A 19884-nucleotide genomic window follows, 5' to 3' on the forward strand; every position below is an offset into this window, starting at 1 on the left:
GGATTGCCACTTACCTATCTGATCGATTCTATCCCTTCCAGTTGTTTAGCGTTTAGTTACGTGTTGCAAAAAGCCTTCTTAATACAACAAACAGCCCCCAGTGTTGTGGAAGTTGGTACTGTAAGAAACATTAAAAAACGAAGTTGAGCATTAGCGTATAAAGGCTCGCACTGTCATCCTTTGGGGCTGATGAAAACGCGCCAGAGCTATTATTGTAGGCGTTGAACCTTTGCCATTCTGCGTTTAGGGAAACGTTGTAATCTAGGTCGTATCTCAATCCGAGTAAGAAACTGTCTCCACTTTTTTTATCCCGACTATTAAACTGCTGACCGTAAACAATATAAGGAGTCAGCTTGTTTACATTATAACTTGTTGTCGCGTACCAAGATGAGGAAAGATTGCTGGTCTGTCCTTCTACCATAATCACAATGTTATCGAGCTCGTATCTTAACCCTAGAGAGAACAGATCGATCGTGTTGTTTTTTTCTGTTTCAACTAGACGGTCAATGATTGTGGTTCCGCCACCGGGAGTGGACTGCTCAATGTTAGAGAGCGTCGTTGTTTGATCATAATCGCCGTGGAGGTAGGAAAAATTCCAACGATAGCTCTCTCCGCTTAGCGTTAAGTTCATCCCTGCAGTATTGTTTGACTCAATTTCCAATTCAGTACGTTCATTGATGGTTACGTCACTATTGTCTTTAAACCCGACAAACGGCATGGCAGTAAGTACGACTTGCTCATTGAGGTCATGAATCCAGCGTGCAGATAGGCCGTTATAAGCCGTGATACCTAGAATGCTGTCATATACCTCATTCGGTGGGCGGGCTTGGGTAAAAGCGTGGCCGACATAGTTGTACTCAGACATCAAAAACAGTGGCAGTCTTAAGCGTCCTCCTCGTATTTCTATGTTTTGATAGGTATAAGCCAAATACGCCCACTCGAGCTGAGGCGAGCTCCAATGGTCTTGCGGGCGCTTTACGACTTGTGCGGATGCCCGAAATGCCTTGTGAAAATAATCGAGCTGCATGCCGAAAGTGGTATCGCAATCGAAACAAGATTCATCGCCAATAAAGCGGTTAACTAGTAACGTAGTTGGGTTATCGGATTTTGCCCACGAAGTAGAGCCAAAACCACTTAAAGAAAGTTGTTCTGTTAGTTCAATCGTGGCTGAGCTCGGAAAGGTCGCGATACTCAGCGATAACATGGTTAAATATTTTTTCATATCAATTCTCCGAGCTAACCACACATAAAACATGAGCATTACTAGGGACGCTCGATGTTGGGGCATAACCAATTCTATTGGGCTTCTCTTGCATCCATGCTATGAGGTCATCAATGCTGGAGCGTGCAATCACTTTTGGCGGTCTAGCTTTACCTGAAAAAGACAAGCTTGCCCAATGCGCGTTCATTTGCGCTAAATTTTTGTTGAGAAGATAACGATAGAACTCAGCTCTTTCTGTTGATGTCGCAGGCCAGTCAGAGAGTTCAATTCGCTGGCCTTGTAAAAGTTGCGTCTTCCCTCTGTACAACTTTCGCGCTTTATTGACAGTGAGCGGAGAGAATTCGTCATTAAATGAGAAAACGGCGTAGCTCTCTGCAGCGAGAGCTTGGCAATTTAATGAAAGAAGGGCAATCAGAATAAACAGATAGCGTTTTATGTAACGCAAAGGAAAAGCAACGCGAGAATGATTTCTACTCATAGAATCCACCTACATTGCTTGTTCAATTTGATACAACAGTTTTTCTTTGCGCACAGGCTTTGGTACGTAGGCATCCATTCCTGAATCAAAGCAGCGTTGAATATCATCATCAACGACGCTTGCTGTTAATGCGATAATGGGCGTCTTAGCTAATCCTTTACTCGCTTCATAAGCTCTAATTTGCCTAGAAGCTTCAAACCCATCCATTATGGGCATCATGCAATCCATCAAAATAACATCAAACTTTCCATCTTTTTGGAACATTTCGACTGCAATTTGTCCGTTTTCTGCGACTTCGAATTGATAGCCTGCTTTAGATAGCAATAGAGAAGCCACTTTCTGGTTCACTCTATTGTCTTCGACAAGCAAGATACGTTCGGAGCGAATAGGCGTTACCGTTGCTTCTGGTTGCTCTGAACTCGCAGGTAGTTTATGAGTTGTATCGAGAGTAGTGTTCTCTTGGTGTGGTTCAGCAGGCGTCGTGTTGGAAACACGTAACCCAATTGCCTTATCTAACTTCTCTTTAAGCAATCCTGCTTTAAACGGTTTGGGCACATAGTCATCCATTCCAACGTCAAAGCATTTTTGTATATCGTCATCGACCACACTTGCCGTTAGAGCAATAATCGGAATTCTGAAAGCGCGTTTTTCTTTTACTTCTATTTGACGAATTATTTGGGTGGCTTCAAATCCATCCATTACGGGCATCATGCAGTCCATTAAAATTAGGCTGTATTGATTCTGTTGAAATTTCTCAACCGCTTCTTGTCCGTTTACTGCGACATCAAAGTCGAAGCCAGCTTTTGTGACGTGTAGCCCCGCGATTTTTTGATTGACCGTATTGTCATCAACGACCAAAATTTTCGGCAAAGATTTAACATGTTGCGCTGAAATGCTCTCTTGTTGTGCGTGCGAGAAATTTGCCGCACAACTTTCAAGTGCTTTAATTAAGCGCTGCCCTAGTAGTGGCTGAGTGACCAAGGCGCTGATACTGCTTCTAAAGTCGAATTGTGGGCTATGAAGGTGCTTGATGAGGCAGACACGAATGTTTCGTTTACAAAGGCTTTCTATCTCATCGATATGCATCGCCGCTGCATTTGGTGATCCTTCTACATGAATAACGATAACGCGCTCGTTATCAATCCACGTTGGCAACGCACTTAAGGTATCTACTGACTGCGTTATATTGATGTTGAAAAAACTTAACTCGTTACGCAGTTTTTGTTCTAGTTGAGTACTGCTGCATACAATCCATATGTCGTTGTGATTCAGAGCGTGATAAGCGTTAAACTCTTGCGTCACAACAGGAGCAGTTAGTTCAAAGAAGAAGCGACTGCCTTTACCTTTCTCGGATTCAAGTTGAATTTCTCCACCCATTAGCTCAACTAATTGCGTGCTAATGGCAAGCCCAAGCCCAGTTCCCCCAAATTGTCGGGTAGTAGAGTTATCCTCTTGGGCAAATGGAGCAAATATTTTCTTTTGCTGCTGGGCATCAATACCAATCCCAGAATCTTTAACGGAAAACTCGATGACCGCTTCACCATTTTTTATTTCGCGGGTGATGACCGATAGCTCTACACTGCCTTGTTCGGTAAATTTTACCGCGTTAGACATGAAGTTCATGACAACTTGGCGTATACGATGGTCATCCAACATTACGTGGTAAGGCGTGTTACGGCTAATGTTGACTTGCACATCGATGCCTTTTTCCTTTGCTTTCGGTGAAATGATAGAAGCAATGTCATAGATAGACTCTCGAACACAAGTTGAATGTGGGCTAATGAGCAACATCCCAGATTCAATTTTTGAGAAGTCTAGAACGTCATTAATTAAACTCAAAAGCAGTTGGGAGGAGGTTTCAATCGTATCGACGTAATCGCGTTGTGTGGCAGTCAGGGAAGTATCGGATAAGACTTCAGAGATACCAATAACGCCATTTAGCGGCGTGCGGATCTCGTGGGACATGTTGGCCAAAAAGCTACTTTTGGCTTTACTCGCCTTAATTGCATCATCTTTTGCTTGTTCTGCATCTTCTTTAGCTTGTGTGAGCTTTAGTCTGGACAACATCCGCTCATCACTAAGCTTTTTTACCTCTCGAGCAAACTTACTCAGCTCGTCTTTACCCTTTATTAGTTGAGCAAGAGGTGAATTTTCAGTGTTACTTTGTTCATTGCTTTCGTTACTGAGAAATTTGAGGACTAGATTCAAGTTTCCAGTAACTTTTCGCACCAATCTTAGCGTTAAACTTACGACCAACAGCGTTAAAAGGCTCATCATTGCGATAAAGGTAAAGCGGTGCTGTGTCGTCGTGTTGATTGTCTTTGATATATCATCACTCAGCTGCTGTTCCATTTTGTCGTCAACACTTTGTAATAACGATAAGCGTTTGTTGAGTGCAGATAACCCCGCATCAATCTCATCCGGGGTTAATGATTTGAGTTGAGCTGGTTGCAATAAATAAGCACGAAACTCTTGGCTTTTGATAAAGACTTCACCCGTAAACGTCTCAATGAGCAGATCTACTTGTTGTTGATTGGCATTTAGCGTCACAAAACGCTCTAGAAATAGTTGTTGGTTCTGGATTAAAGATTGGATAGAAGCCTGTGTTGTGAGGTCATACTCGTTATTTTCCTCTGAAGATCGAATCAAATATTCGCTTAATCTATGCTCTTCAGTGGACCAAAACATCAACCATTCAAGTTGCATCAAAGAAGAAAGGTGAGTGTTTGTTTCATAACTCACATTTCTAAAATAGACTTTGTCTAAGCTCATGAGGATTTCTTTGAACGTATCAGCGCGCCACTCTGCCGCATCTAACTTTTCTTCTTGATTTTGCGAAGAGAGCATCGAGAGGGTTGCTTCCTCAAAGCTTGTCAACTGGTTTAGTATCTCAGCGTTTTCACCGAATACTGGTGCTGCAGTGTCGCGTAACAATTGAGATATCTGCTGAGTTTTTAGTTGCTTATCTATTACATCAGGGTTATTCGGTAGGTGATAAAGCGAAGATACGCGGTCTATGTAGACAGAGAATAACTGTGCTTTTTGTAGTTCCTGAGCCTGGATAGAAAGGCTTTGTACATGTTTACCCGCGAGGACAAGCAACAATAAAATTGGCAGCAAAACCAACCCAAATAGCTTTTGTTTTACCGACAGGTTGTTCCAAGAAAAGATTCCTACCACGCGCATTTCCATATCCAAGAAGTTGATATGAAAAGTGTAGTTTATTTATCTCAGATGTTAGATTTTAAGAGAAAATTCATATTAATGAGGTGGGGAAGTGTGACCGATATTGCATTACGAGTACTAACGCGCTAAGCGGCAATAGTTAACAAAACGGCGTTCTAAGCAAAGTGATTGACGCTTTGAGCGCCACTCCCTCGTTGGTATTCAAATGCAATCAATTCCTCGGCAGGTACAGGTCTACCTAAGAAAAAACCTTGTACGACGTCACAGTGGAGAGACTCCATTCGTGTGAGTTGAGTTTGAGTTTCTACGCCTTCGGCGACTACTTTCATTCTTAGGTTGTGAGCCATGGATACAATCGCGCGAACTAATGAATCGTCTTGATCGCTTTTTCGAATTTGAGCGATAAATGAACGATCAATCTTGAGCCCGTCAAAAGCCATATGTTGCAGGTAGGCAAGGGCAGAATATCCTGTGCCAAAGTCATCTAGCCAAACTTCCACTCCGATACTTTGTAGTTTTTTAAGCACATATTGAGCTTTCTCTGTATCATCAATAAAAAGTGACTCTGTCACTTCAACATGAATGGTTTGAGGGGCGACATCATGTCGTCGTAAATACTTAGAAAATAATTGACTTAAATCTTGGCGATAGATTTGTCTTGGGGACAAGTTTAATGCGATGTGAAAATCAGTACCGAAATGTTCTGCCCACATTGCCCGCTGAGCAACTGCTGTCTCAATGATATGTTCTCCAAGCTCCAATATTAAATCACTTTGCTCTGCGATCGGGATAAACGATTCTGGACTGATATAACCTTTCTCGGGATGATTCCACCTAACCAATGCTTCGACCCCAATTAGGCGATAGGTTTTTAGATCAAATTGTGGTTGATACCACAGCTCGAATTGAGACAAGTCACGTACTGAACGACGCAGTTCTCGTTCTATGTATAAACGTTGTTTAATCGTTTCATCAAACGTGGAATCGTATATCGTCATAATGTCTTTACCGCGTCTTTTAGATTCCTGCGCCGCAAGAGAGGATAGCTGTAAAAGAGACTCAGCGTTTGAACCAAATTCTGGATACACAGCAATTCCGAGGCTTGCCGTAATTTGAATATCGTTCTCTTCCAAACTAAAGGGAGAGAGTAGTTGGCGATGAATATCGTTCGCTTTTTCTCTAGCTTCATGACTGCCCGAGCACGGAAAGGCCAGTACAAATTCATCCGCACCTACTCGACTTACGATGGTCGAAAGGCGGTAAAGCGGCTTAAAATAACTCGGCAAACGGCCTTGAAGCTCTGAGGCAAGATGGCCTAGCAATTTATCCCCAATGTTATGTCCGTAGTTATCGTTAATGTGCTTAAAGTCATCCAAGTCAATAAACACAACCGCGAGTGAGGGGGATTTGTGGTCAGTTATTTGCGTTTGAATATCAATGAGTAACTTTTCTCGGTTTGGCAGGGAAGTCAGAATATCGTGGTACGCCATGAACTCAACTCGGCTGGTGTATCGGTTCACTTTGTTTGACATTTTGTTGTACGCCGAAATAAGTTCTCCCACTTCATCTTTGCTTTGTATGTCGGTGACTGGCAGCGCTTGGGTATTTGACTCTGAAAATTGATCTTTTAGTTGCTTGAGTGGCTTAGTTAACGACCGCCCCAAAGCATAAGCGATGATGCTACCGAATAGAACGGATATCCCACTGATCGTTAGCAGCAAGTTAAACATCTTCTGTTTATCGTTTGAGGTAATCGCTTGGACTTGTTCAATGTTCTGTTCTTTCTCTTCCAGTAGATGTATCAAGTTAAGCTCAAGATATACCGCCCCAAGAGTAATGTTTGATTGCTGAATCGGCGCTGCGATCTCCAACTGATGCTTGGAAAAGGAAACGAGAGTTCTGGATTCTTCTATTGCTTTCAAAATAAAAGGAGAGCGGTAATGAGGTTGGGCAAACATCCTTAGCTGAGTAGTGCCGTCGTGAAAGATTAGCCCTTCATTGTCAACAACATGTATTTTCGAGACATCTGGCTGGCTCAATGTTGCCTTAATTTGCTCATACGCTTGACTGATATTGTCTGTATAGAGTGGATCAAAAAGCTGTTTTGATAATAGCTCTGCATAAACCAACCCTTTTTGCTTAACGTAAGATTCTGTTTTTTCTTGAGAGTTGTTCGTGATCTGTTGAGTTAAGCTATTTGAATACGCATCGTAACCGTGCATGTATAACGCAAGATTTATCACCACAACAAACAAGACAACGAACATTGTCGAGCAAATGTATTTGGTTTCGAGTGAGAGCTTTTGAAACATCAATCCACCTTCGGTAACAAGTGAACTGACTTGCGCACTGTACTTAAGGAGGCTCGCATTTCTGGAGTAAGCGCGCTGAATTTTTTGGTGTTCTGAAACTTTTTAAGTGCGAGAGAGCCTTCGTGAGTTGTATCCATATCAAGCAGTATGGACGTGATTTTACGCTGTTGCTCTAGGCTCATGCTTGGAGAAGCGAGAATTAAATCCCTGGGTATTTCAACAGAACGAGAAAAAATCGCTAGTTTGTCTTTCATGTTCTCTGGCAAATCTTTGGGATTGTTCCAGTTGAAGTTACTGAATGCTCCTGCTGCAACTCTCTGTTTATATACCCATACAGATAGGTTGATTTCATTTGACTGAGCGAGTTGCTCATCAAGGAATAAATAACCAATACTGTCTTTGGCCGGTTTGTCATCAGGAGAGGGAAGGTATTGCAGTTTTTCTCCGTGGTTCAGCAATGTAATCGCAGGTAGGTAATAGCTGCTGGTAGACGTGCGCTTTTCGAAAACAAGCGTTTTTCCGCGCAGGTCAGAAAATGACTCAATGCCACTCTCTTTATTAGTAAAGAACACCGTATGATATTTTTGCAGGCCTTTTTTCCATCGTATAGCGAGGACTTGGCTATTAGACTCCTTTTCTAAGGTCATCGCATTAAAGGGGGTCGCCGTTGCAATTTGAACGGTGCCATTTTCAAGCGCAACCGCGAGCTGACGATAGTTTTTAAATACCTTTACCGCCCCTTTTGCGTAACCATATTCAGCCATATTTTCAGTTACATACTGAGTAAGGGGCGTCGCTTTTTTGATTTTGCTTTGGGCTTTATTGGACACAATGCCAAATGTGAATGTTTTCTCAATATTTTCTTGTGCACTGACGACAAAAGGTGAACTCAGCAAAGTGAGTAATAACAGAGTGCAGGCAGGTTTCATCCGGCTTCAACTTCCTTCTGGTGCATGTCAGTAATATTTAGTATTTATCAATGTGCCGAAATCAATCTTAAAAACAGTATGATGTACAAATTTCGTTGTGTGCGCACTTTTTATAATGTGACTTGGTCACTTATTCCGTTCAAATAGTACCGAATTTGACGTTTATGTACAGGATGAATGTATCACCGTGAGTCTGAATTCACTGGATTCTTGGTCAAGCGCTGTATTGGCTGTGAGCTAATGCGCCTTATGTATCGCTATTTTGTACTAAGAAAATTTTTCCAATTGTTTTTGATACTTTTTCTCGAGAGCTTCATTGCCTGCTGCACGTTCAAGTTGAATCATGAGTTGCAAAGAGGGCTTCTTCACGCCATACATTTGATTGAATCTCATTAATCGAATTCTAGCTTCAGTATAATCACCGCTATCAATTTCTATTTTAGCGAGTTGCAAAATCGATTTTGGTCTATGGGGATCATGATCGATAGCTCTAGTAAAGTAGTATCTCGCTTTGTCTTTATCTTGTGATTTTAGAGCACAAAAAGCTGCATTCTCATAGCTCGCTGGAATAAGGTAGTAATAAGGCTGCTCAATGGCTCGATTAAACATCTGATCGGCTTTTTCGAAGTCACCTCGCTTGCAAAGAAAAGTACCGTAGTTATTGAGCACATTTCCGTTTTTAGTGTGTTGGCGTAGAGAGCGTTTATACATCTGTTCGGCTTTAATATCTTCACCAACCGTTTCGTAGTAGTGAGCCATAGATAATTGCGCGCGATAGTATTGAGGTGCGTGGTTTAAGGCTTGTTGTAAGTTATCATGCGCGCGAATCATGTTACCGCCGTCTAAATAACCTAAGCCAAGTGCGATACGTGATTCTGCCATTGCCACAGGATCGGCTTTAACGACAGGGCTTCCATCTTCTTTCACCGTCACGCAACCCACGAGTGCAAACTGAGACAATAATATTAGTGCACCGAGCTTTGCTGTTTTCATTCTTTATCCCTACATCCCTGAATCTTTCTGCATGATATGAATTACTTAGCAAAAGCCTATTGAGGAAAAAACACTATGCGATCAGGTTTGCAAACTGTTATGAAAAAGCCGCCATATGGCGGCTTGGTTCACATATTACATTTCGGTAATGATGAGTGCTTTGTTTGCTTATTTTGAAGCTAATCGTCTTTAGTGAAAGCATCTTCACTGAAGTGATCGAGGTCGTACGGTGTTTGCTGATAAACACAGTAGTTCAGCCAGTTTAAAAAGAGGAGGTGTCCATGGCTTCTCCAGCTTGCAATTGGTGGGTTATCTGGGTTGTTGTTTGGGTAATAGTTGACAGGAATAGCGGGCTCCATACCTTCGCTTAAATCTCGGATATATTCATTATGTAAGGTGTGAGAATCATACTCAGGGTGTCCTGTGACAAAGACATTGCGTTTGTCTTTTGTGGTGGCCAAGTACACACCTGCGACATCCGATGTCGCTAAAATGTCTAAGTCAGTATGCTCTTCTAGAAAGTGAGGCGAAAAATCTGCGTAACGCGAGTGAGGAGCCAAAAACGTGTCATCAAATCCACGTAAGATAGGGTGAAATTGATGATGGATTTGGTGATGATACACGCCTGAAAGTTTTTCTTTACGCGTTTTTTTAGGTAGATCGTAGAGTAGCTTTAGTCCCGCTTGCGCAGCCCAGCAAACATAAAGAGTGGATGTCACATGATCTTTTGCCCACTCCATGATGGTTTTGAGATGATCCCAATAAATGACATCTTCAAATTGTACCAAACCTAATGGAGCCCCAGTAATGATCATGCCATCGAAGTTTTTATCTCGCACCATTTCAAATTGGCGATAAAACGTGTCTAAATGTTCAGTTGGCGTATTTTTACTCGGGCGGTTATCAATGCGCAGTAATTCGACGTTAACCTGTAGTGGGCTGTTTGAGAGTAGACGCAGAAACTGAGTTTCAGTCTCTATTTTTTTTGGCATCAGATTAAGGATCAGCACTCTTAAAGGACGTATTTCCTGACTCGCTGCACGCGTTTCACTCATCACGAAGATGTTTTCTGTCCTTAATACATCGGTAGCTGGTAATTGATCTGGAATTCTAATTGGCACGACTTTCTCTCCCTAAGTATAGTCAATCTAGACGTCTATACTTCTAAAGCTAACTTAATTAAGTTTAGATGTCGATACGAAATCCGACTTTTCAATCTACTCTTTACATTATGGTAAACCGTACTCGGGGTTGTCACACAATTGTGACTAAAGCAGAGTTTCTGATGAGATAGGTTTGAAACGCAGTGTGTACTATTTGCTGGTAATTATGCGATCACGTTAATATGTGAAGGTGACTTCGTAGTAAGGAAGTCTCAAATTAATGAGCCATACTAAAAACAATCAGCTCACCATTTTGCATTAATGTGCATATTTGGAAACATCGTCAGTGGAGGACATTATGTTCGGTATTTTCAAGAGAAAGACAAAGATTCAGAGCATAGCTCAAGAAGTTCCTTGCGTGCTACTGCATTCGTTTGGTGATAAAGACATTTATACGCCGGAAGAGATTGATCAAGCTCTTCAAAAGCTGGGTTATGATAAGAGCAAGGATATCAGTCATTATCAGTATGCGTATGGAATGTTTGCCGATGAAGCCTCTTACGAGCTCCTAGAACTAACGGATGAGCTAGGTAATTATGCTCATTTCCAACGTGAAGTAGGTAAGATGCTACTCAATACACCTGAGCCGATTGATATGCATATCTACTTTGAAATTTCTCGTCAGCACCAAAACGTCAGCCTTTCACCTGGTCATCAAAAAGTAAGCGAAAGTGATGGTGTGTAAACATCGTTAGTGGTATTCCATCGTGAGATGAGTTGGGTATAATGCGCGGCCTAATTATCCGGACATGTTGTCGGTTACATTTCTGTTGAGCGTTAATGCCTTATGTTCAAAATGCTTGTCTCTATGCCACCAATGTTGGCGCTGTCGATAGCGATTGTATGTGAAGTGATTGCCACTTCTTATATTCCCAAAACAGAGCAATTTACGAAAGTAATGCCGAGCACAGTCGTTTTGATTGGTTACGGCATCGCTTTCTTCTTGCTTTCCGTCACAGTGCAAACAATGCCTGTCGGGGTTGTTTATGCCATATGGAGTGGTGCTGGGATCGTTTTGGTTGCGACGGTTGGTTACTTTGTTTACGGACAGCGTCTAGACTTACCAGCCCTAGTTGGTATTGGGTTTATCATCGCTGGTGTGTTGATCGTAAATTTATTATCCAAAACAGTAGGGCACGAATAACGCCACTCTACTTGTTAAGTGAATAAGAAGCCGCAGCGAGAAATTGCTGCGGCTTTTTAGTACAAATTCAATCGCTAATGGCGAGTATTGATATGACGTCTTATTGTTGTATTCATCACGGTCGCATTATGTGATTGAAAAACAGGCATTATTTAGCGCATTGAAAATACAAAGTTATGTTTCTTCAAACTTTAGGAAAGGGCAGTAGATAAATCACTCCGATAGATGTTAACGTGGCGACTCATCTTTACTGCTTTTTCATTCCCTACATATTTCTGCAAAGTTCTTATTGTGTAGTGTGTCGAAGAACCATAGAATCCGCGCGCTTTAATTTATGTTATTAGCGTTATCAATGATAAAAGTGCAGTCCATTATCATTGTTTTTATCACTTATAGATGGGCACATCTGACAATACTTACATGAACAAATACAAAAAGCCTGCATTCAAGGCCGAATTTCTTTTGCCTCGTTACTGGGGAACGTTAATTATCATTAGCGTGATGTACTTACTTAGCCTCCTTCCTTTTAAAGTTCAACTAGCTTTGGGACGCAACATTGGTCGTTTAGCTATGCGAATCATGAGAAAACGTCAAGTTACTATCAGACGCAATCTTGAGCTTTGCTTCCCTCATATGGAAGAATGCCAACGCGAAGCAATTCTAAAAGACAACATCGACAATACTGGCATCGCACTTTTTGAGACCGCAATGGCATGGTTTTGGTCAGATAAACGGGTAAACAAACACGTCACGATAAAAGGCATGGAGCATCTAGAGGCTTTAGAGAAGTCAGGCAAAGGTGCATTAATGTTGGCCGTACACTCAATGAATCTAGAGTTAGGTGCTCGAGCTTTTGGCATTAAAAAGTCTGGAACCGGTGTTTATCGCCCAAACAATAATCCGTGCTTTGATTATTTTCAGTATAAGGGACGCTCTCGCTCTAATCGTACACTGATTGATCGTAAAAACGTCAAAGCCATGCTTGAATCACTTAAAACGGGTGAGCGGGTTTGGTATGCACCGGACCACGATTATGGTAACCGACGCTCGACATTTGCACCGTTATTTGCCGTTAAAAATGCTTGTACTACGACAGGTACAAGTTTGTTGGTTGATTCTACAGATTGCGCCATTGTGCCTTTTACGATGGTAAGAGGAAAAGACGGACACTATACCCTAACCATTAGTGCGCCCGTCGACGGTTTCCCGAAAGAGGATCATCAACGCGCCGCCGCATTCGTGAATCAAATAGTTGAAACATCAATCATGGCAAGTCCGAGCCAGTATATGTGGCTTCATCGTCGGTTTAAAACTAGACCAGAGGGTGAGGACTGTTTGTACAAGCCTAGGCTCATCCCTAGCTTGGCATAACACATAGATAGCCTACAAAAAGCCCAAGGAACATACGAACCTTGGGCTTTTACTTTCTATTCTTTTCGCTTTATAAGTAGCGATCTTTTAGGTGAGCTTGAAAGTGTTTAGCATTCAGTGTTTCACCCGTGGCTTGTTTTACCAACTCATCAGTGGTGAATAAGCTACCTTTACTCCAGATGTTTTCCGAGAGCCAATTGAATATCAGAGCTAAGTCGCCAGAACGAATAACCGCATCTACATCGACGGTTTGTTTCATTGCTGCCATAAATTGTGCAGCGTACATCGCACCGAGCGTGTAGGACGGGAAATAGCCAAAACTTCCGTCTGTCCAATGGATATCTTGCATACAGCCATTTTTGAAGTTTCCTTCGGTTGATAGCCCCAAGTACGCTTTCATCTTTTCGTTCCAGAGTTCTGGTACATCTGTATGTTTGATGACGCCGTTCATGAGATCTCGCTCAATTTCATATCGAAGAATAACGTGAGCAGGATATGTAAGTTCGTCAGCATCTACGCGAATAAAGCCTTTTTCTACGCGAGTGTAAATTTTGGCTAAATTGTCTTTTTCGAATTCACTACCAGAAAAATGGTTAGAAGCCAGTCGAGCGAGGTGATCGATAAACGCGCTGCTTCGTCCTATTTGCATTTCAAAGAAGAGTGATTGTGATTCATGAATACCCATAGAGCGAGCTTCTCCCGCGGGTGTTCCTGATAAATCTTTTGGTAGCCCTTGCTCGTATCGAGCATGGCCAGTTTCGTGGACAATCCCCATCAATGATTGGACAAACTCGTTTTCATTATAACGTGTCGTAATACGTACATCTGTCGGTACACCGCCACAAAATGGGTGGGTACTCTCATCAAGTCGACCGTGTTCAAAATCGAATTGAAGTAGCTTCATGACTTCCAAACCGAGCGCTTTTTGCTTTTCCGCAGGGTAGTGTGCAGTTGGCAATAAGATGTTGTCTGATTGTTGTTTTTCAAGCGCTTCATCGATCAAAGTAGGAAGCCAGGTTTTCACGTCAGCAAAAAGAATGTCTAACGACGCAGACGTTGTGCCAGGTTCATAAACATCGAGCATGGCATCATAAGGAGTCGTGCCATTTGCTTCGGCTCTAATTTGCGCTTCTTCCTGCGATAGCTTTACTACTTCAGCCCAGTTCTTTTCAAAACCAGCCCAGTCATTTTCTCCACGTTGTGTACGCCATGCATGTTCACATTTGGAGCCAGCAAGAGATTGAGCTTGAACTAATGATTCTGGTAGTAAGTTAGCTTGCTGCCACCCACGCTTCATTTCTCTTAGGATAGATTTTTCTTTTGTAGACAGCGTCTCTTCTTCTGCCTGAGCGAAAAGCTCTCCCAAGTGCGGTTGAGTCATTAAAGAATGGATATGTACATCAAGCTCTGCCGTGGCATTCGAGCGTGCTTCAGCGCCACCAGGTGGCATGACCGCTGCTTGATCCCAATCTATGATGGCAGATAGATGCTCAAAATTTGCCACTTTTTTGGAATGTTCAACGAGTTTTGTAAATGCGTTCATGTGACTACTCTTATTCTTTTGTTCTTTCCCTAAACACCCGATAACGGGTCCTTCATATGGTGTTGCACTAAGCAACCTGCGTTAATTTACTAATAATTAACAATTAACTCCAACCCATTGTCCATAAACTCACCCAGTTGTATAGCTCTCTTAAAAAAGAAGCTTGCGAATCTTGTGGATTGGCGGTATTGATGAAGGATTGACAATTAATTATCACGATAATATGGATATTTTGAATTTCGAGGCATTTATTATTGCCATTACGATTTTAACGTTAACGCCAGGTTTAGATACTGCACTTGTTATCCGTAACACTAGCCGCTCGGGCCTAAAAGATGGATGTACAACCAGTCTAGGGATTTGCTTTGGCTTATTCGTACATGCTTTTTTTTCTGCGGTTGGTATCTCGGCGATTCTTGCGCAATCAGCAGAGTTGTTCCAAATCGTAAAAATGATTGGCGCAGCTTATCTTATCTGGCTTGGTTTGAGCAGTTTAAAAGCGCTAATGTCGTCGAAAGATGGATTGACCGTGACCGAGCAGATTCACGAAGTGTTTAATGGTAAGCGCTCTTTTAGAGAGGGCTTTCTTTCTAACGTCTTGAACCCGAAAACGGCGGTCTTCTATTTGGCTTTCTTGCCACAGTTTGTGAATCCAGAAGGTTCACCCTTGCTTCAATCAATGATGATGGCATCTGTACACTTTGCTATTGCGATGGTTTGGCAGTGTGGTTTAGCTGGCGCGCTTAACTCGGCTAAAAATCTACTAAAGAATGCAAGCTTTATGAAGTGGATGGAAGGCGCGACGGGCGCAGTATTAGTCGCACTTGGTGTGAAGTTATTAATTGAAAAACCCGTTTAATGCGTAATATTTATCGATTGTTGATACTACTCGCTGTATTTATTGTGGGGATAGGTGCCGCTGTTGCTTGGCATACGTGGCCACAAGTACAGTTTGCGCAACGCGGCATGATCTGGTCTTGGCACTGGGGCTACTTCGAACCTTTTGCTAATGGAATACAACAAACGCGAACTCAAGACACTAAACAGTTATTGCTCAGGCGTGTGTATTTGCATGACGCTATTGTCGTTTTTGTTTCGACAACTATGGACAATAAATTTGAGGTCGACGTTGTAAAAGAGCAAACCTGTGAACCTAAAACGACGACTTGGGCTTCGGTCTCTGTCAATCATCAACGTGTCAGGCATGTACCTATGGTGTGCGATGCGTTTGGGCAAGGCTACTTTTATCGCTACATCGGGAAACATCTGGAATCGATTGAGGTTGGTGTCGGCGACTCGTTTGTAACAGAAGCATTTTTAGACTGGCCGCTATCAGAGTTGAAAGCGGATCAATTCAAGCAAAAAAATGCGAAGTTTTTTGAAGAACGTGGAGAAAACGTTGAGCATCAATGGTTGAGAGATTAACCATTTAACCGAAGATAAATAAAGCCCGCTAAATAATAGCGGGCTTTATGTTTTTACCATTTCTAATGTGCTTTGCTCTCCGTTACTGGTAGTTTGTGACCGAACAGCTGTCGTTTCACTAAGCTTTCACTGCTTCACCTGATTGCGATGTTGAGCTAAAGAACAGTTTGGTTTCTGCCAGTACGACGTGACGCAGTGCGATCAAACCAATCAGGTTAGGAATTGCCATCAGACCGTTTACGATATCAGCCAGTAGCCAAATCATATCGAGGTGAAGGAATGCACCAGATGCCACCAAGCCAACGAAAATCAGTTTGTATGGAAGCACAGCTTTAGTTCCGAACAGGAACACAACGCAACGCTCACCGTAGTAGTTCCAACCAAGAATGGTGGTAAAAGCGAAGAACATCAAACCGATTGAGACGAGCATAGGGCCAAATGTATCTGCATTTAAACCCACCGCAAAAGCATGAGTCGTCATCGCGGCACCAGCAAGGTCACTTTGCCATGCACCGGTCAGGATTAGAGCAAGGCCTGTCATGGTACAAATAATGATGGTATCGAAAAAGGTACCCGTCATTGAAATTAGGCCTTGTTTAACACAAGAGTCTGTCTTCGCTGCTGCTGCTGCCATAGGCGCGCTACCCAAACCAGATTCATTTGAGAACACACCGCGAGCGATACCTGATTGGATTGCCAACATGATGCTTGCACCTAGAAAACCACCAGTCGCTGCTGTTGATGTAAAGGCTGAAACCAGCACTAATTCAACGGCATTGAACAATTGGTCTGCATTCATGATGATCACGCTTAAACACGCCAACACATAAAATACAGCCATGGTAGGAACCACTTTTCCTGCAACGTTAGCAATGGATTTGATGCCACCCAAAGTTACGAAAGCAACCAAAAGAGTTAGTACGAAGGCAGATAGCTCACGGTTAACACCAAGAGATATCTCACTTGCATCCAGAATCGCGTTTACTTGTGGAAACGTACCGATACCAAAACAAGCAACACCCAAAGCAAACACTGCAAACATGATCGCGAGAGCTTTTGAGCCAACACCGTATTGCAAGTAATACATTGGGCCACCAATCATTTGGCCTTTATCATCGACTCTTCGGTACTTAACCGCCAACAAACATTCGGCGTATTTAGTCGCCATTCCGAAAAGGGCAGCGAGCCACATCCAGAATAGAGCGCCTGGTCCACCGAGTTTGATTGCTGTGGCAACACCAACAATGTTACCAGTACCAATTGTTGCTGAGAGCGCAGTACAAAGAGCTGCAAAGCTAGAAACGTCACCTTGAGTATTAGATGACTTATCTTTACTGAATACCATCGCTAGCGCTGTTGGGAGGTGTTTAAACTGGATCAAGCCAAGGCTAAAAGTGAAGTAAACACCTGTACCTACTAGCAAAATAAGCAGCGGTGGACCCCAGACAAAATTATCGATGGTTTGTAGTAAAGATTGTAGGTTGTTCATGATTTCCCCTTAATAAAACAACTAATAAGGAGAAGAGGGAAAGGACGAGATCAACGATCTCTAAAAGAACTAAGCTATTGGTTGTAGGCGGGAAGGCCAAGCAAAATAGTTAGGTTGTAACTTTCCACTCCTCTGTCCTTTTGCCTGAGAGTTTCACCTTGCGTGAGTGCAAGACTTGCTCCTTCGGCGACCGATTTAACGGTTCTCTCCAGAGGTTCCTCCAACTACAGTCCCCGCTACCTAGGTAGCACCTGAAATAGTTAATTCTTCGGCGAGTTATGCTAATCAAATGTTAAAATTTGATTAATAACCACTCTCCTGCAGTCTTCATCGGAACAATTACTCAATTAAATGAGTAAAGGTTAGTTAATGATGCTGGTCATCATTAACGTGTGAACTCTATCATGTTTTTGGTCCATTTCAACACCCTATGTCAATTTATTTTTAATGAAATAACCTCATCAATTTTCATGAAGGTATGTTTGCCAATCTTTTTGTGCGAGTCACGGCATAAATAAAATTTATTGGGTTAGGGAATGGAACCCAAAAACACTTCAGAACGATAAATGTGTTTCGATTGTTACGACATAAGTTATTCAATTAAGGACACAAAATTGATTAAAATCGGAGCACTTATTTTAAAATCTACGCTAAGTTGACCTTATGGTACGTATAAATGGGTTACAATGAACCTTTGTGAAACAGTCTACGGACCTAGGCAGTTTTTCATGAGTGGACAAGGAGGCGGTATGACCAGATTATTAGCCATTGCGGTGTTGATTGCAGTAGCATTTGTGCTGTTTCGTTATCGAACCAATGAAAAAGTCCAAAAAGCGACCGTTATAACATTAATTGGCGCATTTCTGATTTATACAGCATCAATTATGTTTGCGGAATTGATCCGCTAGCAAAGTAAAAGAGTCCTTGGAGTAGTATACGGTGAGTTCTCAGAACAAAATGGAAGAGCAAGACGACGTAGTTGTCATTGAAGAGCGTGACAAACGTACGCATATCTATATCGCAATCGCTGCGGTGTTAGGCTTGGCATTTGGTGGCCTTGTTGGATCGGTTGTCACTGCGAACAAGTGGGAATCGACTTACCACGTATTAGAAGAAAAGTATCAAGCACTAACGCAAGATAAAACCCAGTTGGCATCTCAAGTAAAAGTGCGTGAAGAGGCGCTCGACCAAGAAATACAAAACCAAGTTAGTGAGTTACTCGCCGCGAAAGATGAAGCTCATCAGAAAGCACTTAAGAAGTTGCAAAAGCAATTGACTGAGGTCGAGAAGGTCAACTTGTCACTAGAGTCTCAATTGAAGCAGCAGGCAGATAAGATCAACACGACGAAGTCAGAAAATGAGAAGTTGAGTCGTCAAGCGGATATGCAAGCGACTATGTTTGAGCGGTCCCGCGAAGTATTCCAGAAAGAGCTGAAAATTTCGCAAGAATTAGAGTCTCTCGAGAAAGAACGGTCGAAATTATTACCTAAGATTGAGAAACTCAAGAAAGAGTGTGACGTATTTTTAGAAGGCAAATCTTGGGACGTGAAGTCGGACGCGTGTGATAAACATGATGAAGCTAATTCACGACTAAGTCAGGTCGATCAAATGATTGAAGTCTATAAAATGGACCTCAAACAAATCAAAGCAATAACGGAAGATATCGGCCTTTAAGTCTTTTGTATCCGATTTTTGAAAAGCAAAAGGAGCTCTTTAAGAGCTCCTTTTTCGTTGTTAGCTATGACTTTTAGCCTGTCGCGTATATTAGATTCGTGAGGCGTCATAGCCTGAGGCGAGCAGGAGCTCTCGTTCGTGTTTAATCAGCTGAGCTCGATCTTCAATTAGTTCATTGAGTGCTTGAGATGGCTTACCTGCTAATGCTTTGAACGAAGCAAAAGATTCCGCGGTGTCGATTTTATCAATCATCTGACTGATGACATTACGAGCCTCACACGGGTTACTCGTCGTTGTAAAGTATTCTACTTGCTTTGCTGCCGATTTCATCTCAGTTAATAGCTCAAGCGGGCTACTTTCTTTGGCTACTGCCATGTAGTTATCCAGCACGCGCTTTGCGTAAAGCAGTTCTTTGAGGGGGATATCTCTTCCGCTCTCGATTAGGGATTCGCTAAGGATCATACTTGAGCTCATGGGCATTCCTTCTTATTACTACGCCGCTTTTAATGTTTCCTTGAGTCTAATTTATTGAAGTCACATTGGGAATGGGTAAAAAGCATTTTTAACGCATTTTTATTCATTTATGAAAACACGAATGCGATGCTTATCTGGATCGATAGCCATAAAATTTAACCCATACACTGATGTCGCTGGTGGTTGAACAAACTCAACACCTAGGTCTTTCCAGCGCTTGTAAATGCGCTCTAACGTATGCCTGTTGGGCACTGATAAAGACAGCTCGGTGCCACCACCTCTAATTCCGCTGTGGGGTGAAAGATTATCTCTTTGCTTGAGTGTCAACGTTAAGCCTTCGGTCATTGGAATAGCGGCAAAGGTTGGAGACAACTGCGTGACTTTGCGTTCGAACAGTTTCGAATAAAAAACTTGGCTTATGTGGATGTCCTCAACGTAGAGAACGAATGAATTGATAGTCAGCATGGTTTGTTCCTTAATC

The 19884-nt window shown here is 42.3% G+C and carries 18 protein-coding genes and 1 riboswitch; of the genes, 7 read left to right on the top strand and 11 right to left on the bottom strand.

Going from position 1 to position 19884, the window contains the following annotated elements:
* Positions 1-130: 130 nt before the first annotated feature.
* The 7 genes from R7093_RS19305 to metA all read right to left on the bottom strand — a co-directional run bounded on the left by R7093_RS19305 (position 131) and on the right by metA (position 10241).
* Complete coding sequence (locus tag R7093_RS19305; RefSeq protein WP_047100672.1) at positions 131-1222, bottom strand: hypothetical protein; 1092 nt, start codon at positions 1220-1222, stop codon at positions 131-133.
* Between the two features lies 1 nt (position 1223).
* A complete protein-coding gene (locus R7093_RS19310) occupies positions 1224-1700 on the bottom strand; it encodes a hypothetical protein (protein WP_017633987.1) in 477 nt (158 codons plus the stop codon).
* A 9-nt stretch (positions 1701-1709) separates the two neighbouring features.
* Positions 1710-4886, bottom strand: coding sequence for a response regulator (locus tag R7093_RS19315; RefSeq protein ID WP_080773706.1), 3177 nt, complete (start codon positions 4884-4886; stop codon positions 1710-1712).
* Positions 4887-5041: 155 nt separating this feature from the next.
* Positions 5042-7198 (bottom strand): GGDEF domain-containing phosphodiesterase, encoded by a 2157-nt coding sequence (locus tag R7093_RS19320; RefSeq protein WP_047100671.1) that lies wholly within the window; start codon positions 7196-7198, stop codon positions 5042-5044.
* Positions 7198-8127: a phosphate/phosphite/phosphonate ABC transporter substrate-binding protein gene (locus R7093_RS19325; protein WP_047100670.1), complete on the bottom strand. Its 930-nt coding sequence runs from the start codon at positions 8125-8127 to the stop codon at positions 7198-7200. The genes R7093_RS19320 and R7093_RS19325 overlap by 1 nt, the downstream gene beginning before the upstream one ends.
* Positions 8128-8394: 267 nt before the next feature.
* Positions 8395-9120, bottom strand: a complete 726-nt coding sequence (gene pilW, locus R7093_RS19330) for a type IV pilus biogenesis/stability protein PilW (protein ID WP_017820928.1) — start codon at positions 9118-9120, stop codon at positions 8395-8397.
* Between the two features lie 179 nt (positions 9121-9299).
* Entirely contained in the window at positions 9300-10241 is a 942-nt protein-coding gene (gene metA / locus R7093_RS19335) for a homoserine O-acetyltransferase MetA (RefSeq protein WP_005377792.1), read from the bottom strand.
* A gap of 340 nt (positions 10242-10581) precedes the next feature.
* Between metA and R7093_RS19340 the strand changes: the two genes are divergently transcribed.
* The 3 genes from R7093_RS19340 (at position 10582) to R7093_RS19350 (ending at position 12798) form a co-directional block, all read left to right on the top strand.
* Positions 10582-10968, top strand: coding sequence for a DUF6559 family protein (locus tag R7093_RS19340; protein ID WP_047100669.1), 387 nt, complete (start codon positions 10582-10584; stop codon positions 10966-10968).
* Between the two features lie 123 nt (positions 10969-11091).
* Positions 11092-11427, top strand: coding sequence for a DMT family transporter (locus R7093_RS19345; protein WP_069593657.1), 336 nt, complete (start codon positions 11092-11094; stop codon positions 11425-11427).
* Between the two features lie 420 nt (positions 11428-11847).
* Positions 11848-12798 carry an LpxL/LpxP family Kdo(2)-lipid IV(A) lauroyl/palmitoleoyl acyltransferase gene (locus R7093_RS19350; protein WP_031778977.1) on the top strand — a complete coding sequence of 317 codons (951 nt, stop codon included), beginning with the start codon at positions 11848-11850 and terminating at the stop codon, positions 12796-12798.
* 70 nt (positions 12799-12868) lie between these two features.
* Here R7093_RS19350 and R7093_RS19355 read toward each other — a convergent pair whose 3' ends face one another.
* Positions 12869-14341 (bottom strand): carboxypeptidase M32, encoded by a 1473-nt coding sequence (locus R7093_RS19355; RefSeq protein WP_047100668.1) that lies wholly within the window; start codon positions 14339-14341, stop codon positions 12869-12871.
* Positions 14342-14564: 223 nt separating this feature from the next.
* Between R7093_RS19355 and R7093_RS19360 the strand changes: the two genes are divergently transcribed.
* Both R7093_RS19360 and R7093_RS19365 read left to right on the top strand, forming a co-directional pair.
* Positions 14565-15200, top strand: a complete 636-nt coding sequence (locus tag R7093_RS19360; RefSeq protein WP_017820932.1) for a LysE family translocator — start codon at positions 14565-14567, stop codon at positions 15198-15200.
* Positions 15200-15766: a hypothetical protein gene (locus R7093_RS19365; protein WP_005385713.1), complete on the top strand. Its 567-nt coding sequence runs from the start codon at positions 15200-15202 to the stop codon at positions 15764-15766. Before R7093_RS19360 ends, R7093_RS19365 begins: the two co-directional genes overlap by 1 nt.
* Before the next feature lie 118 nt (positions 15767-15884).
* Here R7093_RS19365 and R7093_RS19370 read toward each other — a convergent pair whose 3' ends face one another.
* The gene (locus tag R7093_RS19370) at positions 15885-17255 is read right to left on the bottom strand and encodes an alanine/glycine:cation symporter family protein (protein ID WP_047100667.1); all 1371 of its coding nucleotides are present in this window, start codon (positions 17253-17255) and stop codon (positions 15885-15887) included.
* A gap of 122 nt (positions 17256-17377) precedes the next feature.
* Positions 17378-17477, bottom strand: a riboswitch (glycine riboswitch).
* Between the two features lie 527 nt (positions 17478-18004).
* Between R7093_RS19370 and R7093_RS19375 the strand changes: the two genes are divergently transcribed.
* Together R7093_RS19375 and R7093_RS19380 are read left to right on the top strand one after the other, a co-directional pair.
* The gene (locus tag R7093_RS19375) at positions 18005-18163 is read left to right on the top strand and encodes a hypothetical protein (protein ID WP_005377784.1); all 159 of its coding nucleotides are present in this window, start codon (positions 18005-18007) and stop codon (positions 18161-18163) included.
* A gap of 31 nt (positions 18164-18194) precedes the next feature.
* Positions 18195-18929 (top strand): chromosome segregation ATPase, encoded by a 735-nt coding sequence (locus R7093_RS19380; protein ID WP_017820934.1) that lies wholly within the window; start codon positions 18195-18197, stop codon positions 18927-18929.
* 90 nt (positions 18930-19019) lie between these two features.
* Here R7093_RS19380 and R7093_RS19385 read toward each other — a convergent pair whose 3' ends face one another.
* Positions 19020-19403, bottom strand: a complete 384-nt coding sequence (locus R7093_RS19385) for a hypothetical protein (RefSeq protein ID WP_005377782.1) — start codon at positions 19401-19403, stop codon at positions 19020-19022.
* 99 nt (positions 19404-19502) lie between these two features.
* The gene (locus R7093_RS19390) at positions 19503-19868 is read right to left on the bottom strand and encodes a VOC family protein (RefSeq protein WP_017820936.1); all 366 of its coding nucleotides are present in this window, start codon (positions 19866-19868) and stop codon (positions 19503-19505) included.
* Between the last annotated feature and the right edge of the window lie 16 nt (positions 19869-19884).

This window comes from Vibrio sp. 1580, assembly GCF_033340055.1.